A 2815-nucleotide genomic window follows, 5' to 3' on the forward strand; every position below is an offset into this window, starting at 1 on the left:
ATATTAAGCCGTGGAGTAAGTTTTCATTTAAGCTTAAAAAGTAAGATTATTTAGTGTAAAAAAGATCTAGCATTTGCTGGATCTTTTTTATTTATAAATAGTTTAGTAATAATCTTAATAATATTATAATAAAACTTTAATAAAACAATAAATTACAAGAACAAACAAAAGTAAGTAATAACTAACTAAGAAATCCTTTATAAGGATAGGTTTATTAATATTAAAACAAAATATGCTCTGAAGGTTGAGTTTTAGTTTAAGTTATAATATAGCTATTTCGATAATATGAATATGCATTAACTTCCAATAAACTTCCAATGAAGTTGAAGAGAAAAATAGGTTTATACAAGAATTAGTAGATATAAAACTTGATTACACAAATGAATTGAATTGCAATTCTGTGTAACGTAATTACACAGATGGATACGGAAGAGTGTGTAAAGGGTTAAAGTCCCAGGACCTAGTAAAACAGAAGGTTTAGAGGAGAAAACTCCTTTTGAAAAAGTTGGCATGCAAATTGCTTTATATATAGACAAGAAAACAAAATACATTAGCACTAAAAAGTAGACAAGTTAATGTAAAGGGTTTTAAATTTAATAAAGTTATTAACTGATTGACTCTATATAATGAAATTATTAGTACAAATATTTGAGGGGAAATCAGTCAATATAAAAACACAATTTTAAGGGGGAATTTTTCATGCAAAAATTTATGGACTGGATGGAACGTTATATTGTTCCTGTAGCATCTAAGATTGGTGCTCAAAGACACTTAGTTGCTATTCGTGATGGTTTTGCAACTATAATGCCACTTATGATCGTTGGATCTTTTGGATTATTAATCCATAACTTCCCAGTTGATTCAGTTAAAGCTATGTTCGTAGAAGGTGGAGCTTTACACTGGTTAGATGTTATAGCTCTTAATATTTATGCTGGATCAATGTTCTTAATGGGATTATTTGCTGCAATATCTATAGGATATGCATTAGGTAAATCTTATGACGTTGACGGTTTTTCAACTGGATTAGTTACTATGGCTTCAAGTTTAATATTAACTAATATGATGGCATACAAAGCTCCAGTTACTTGGGGTGGATTTGACCTAGGTACAGTAGGGTGGGAACCTGGTATCTTCGCAAAATGGTTAGGTTCTGCAGGACTTGTAACTATTCTTATTACAACATTAATTACTGGTACAATATTTGCTAAATTAGTTAAGAGTGGTAAATTAAACATTACTTTACCTGAGGGAGTACCTCCAGCAGTTGCTAGATCATTCTCAGCATTATTACCAACAGCAGTTGTTTTAGTTTTAGTAGGTATAGTATTTGCTATATTTGAAGCGTTTGGATATGCCGATGTTTACTTACATGTATATAACGGAATTTCTAAACCTTTAATGGTATTCTCTAACTCATTACCAGTATTACTATTCATAATATTATTACAACAAGTATTATGGTTCTTTGGATTACATGGTTCAAATATTTTAGCACCAGTTATTAATGGTATATTCTTAGCATTAACTGCTGAAAATATGGCAGCTATAGCGGCTGGTAACACTGAAGGAATCAATATTATCAACAGCCAATTCTTAGATTCATATGTTAACCTTGGCGGATCTGGATTAACTGCAGCTTTAGTTATTGTTATGATGGTTAAATCTAAATCACAAATTAACAAACAAATTAGAAATGTTGCTGGTGGTCCTGCATTCTTCAATATTAACGAACCATTAATATTCGGTTTACCAATAGTGTTAAATCCAATTTACATTATTCCATTTATTGCTGCACCAATTATATCTGCATGTATAGCTTACTTTGCAAGCGTAGCTGGTTTCGTAGCCCCAGCATCAGCAGTAGTTCCATGGACTTGTCCTCCAATCATCTCTGCATGGTTAGCAACTGGACAATGGCAAGGTGCTGCAGTAGCATTAGTTAACATTGTAATTTCAGCTTTAATTTACTTCCCATTCGTAGCATATGCTGATAAGAAGAACTTAGAATTAGAACAAGCTGAAGCATAATAAAGCCCTATAAATAATATTAAAATAAAATAAATGTAAGAAGGATAGTTTCAAACTATCCTTTTTGCACAAAGTTTAGGAGTTGGTAAAATGAAGGAATTTTTATATAAATTTACACATCTATTTAGTTATTCAACAGAAGATAAATCAGATGAGGCTGTTAAAAAAAGAAAATCCCAAGCGATTACTAATATTTGTGCTATAATTAGCATATTATTATTATTATATTTAATAAATGGAGCAATTTAATAAATAAGGCTATTGCATAATTAATTTGCAATAGCCTTAAAACTATATTTTCCAATGTTCTTTAAATTTCAAAACTTCATTAAAGTTTTTAGTTGTGATTTGTTGAGTTAATACAATTTCATCTTCAATATCACTAATCTTTCTTGCTAAGGATTGATCTAAAGTCTTTAAATCATCTTCAAGTTGATCTATGTTACTAAATTTGCTAGAAATTATATTAAGTGCTCTTGTCACATCTTTTCTAAATTTTTCTTGCTCATCTTTCATTGATTTAACTTCACTTTGCAATATATTTAAATTATGTGTATTACTTAAGATTATATTTTTCATTTGGCTTAATATTTTAGGTAATTGTTTTAATACTTCATTAGTTTCATAAAGAGTTAAATAAGTACTATCTTCACTAGATTTTACATTATTATATGAATTAAATCTTTCATCTTCCAAGATAATCACCTCTATATAATATATGAAATATAAGATATTGGTGTCTAAAAAAGATAAATTATAACATAATATTATTTTAACCATAGTATTA

The 2815-nt window shown here is 29.0% G+C and carries 3 protein-coding genes; 2 read left to right on the top strand and 1 reads right to left on the bottom strand.

Annotated elements, in window-relative coordinates; all coding sequences use genetic code 11:
* Positions 1-699: 699 nt before the first annotated feature.
* Together E6248_RS15010 and E6248_RS15015 are read left to right on the top strand one after the other, a co-directional pair.
* The gene (locus E6248_RS15010) at positions 700-2028 is read left to right on the top strand and encodes a PTS transporter subunit EIIC (protein ID WP_316341584.1); all 1329 of its coding nucleotides are present in this window, start codon (positions 700-702) and stop codon (positions 2026-2028) included.
* A gap of 90 nt (positions 2029-2118) precedes the next feature.
* Positions 2119-2277 carry a hypothetical protein gene (locus E6248_RS15015; RefSeq protein WP_316341585.1) on the top strand — a complete coding sequence of 53 codons (159 nt, stop codon included), beginning with the start codon at positions 2119-2121 and terminating at the stop codon, positions 2275-2277.
* Between the two features lie 42 nt (positions 2278-2319).
* On the opposite strand, the gene E6248_RS15020 is transcribed toward E6248_RS15015, so the two are convergent.
* The gene (locus tag E6248_RS15020; protein WP_316341586.1) at positions 2320-2733 is read right to left on the bottom strand and encodes a hypothetical protein; all 414 of its coding nucleotides are present in this window, start codon (positions 2731-2733) and stop codon (positions 2320-2322) included.
* Positions 2734-2815: the final 82 nt, after the last annotated feature.

The organism is Clostridium sp. (assembly GCF_032552055.1).
Taxonomy (GTDB): Bacteria; Bacillota; Clostridia; order Clostridiales; family Clostridiaceae; genus Clostridium.

Excerpts from the sequence above, each read along its gene's own strand:
- E6248_RS15010 (WP_316341584.1), top strand. The coding sequence starts at position 700 with ATGCAAAAATTTATGGACTGGATGGAACGTTATATTGTTCCTGTAGCA.
- E6248_RS15015 (WP_316341585.1), top strand. The coding sequence starts at position 2,119 with ATGAAGGAATTTTTATATAAATTTACACATCTATTTAGTTATTCAACA.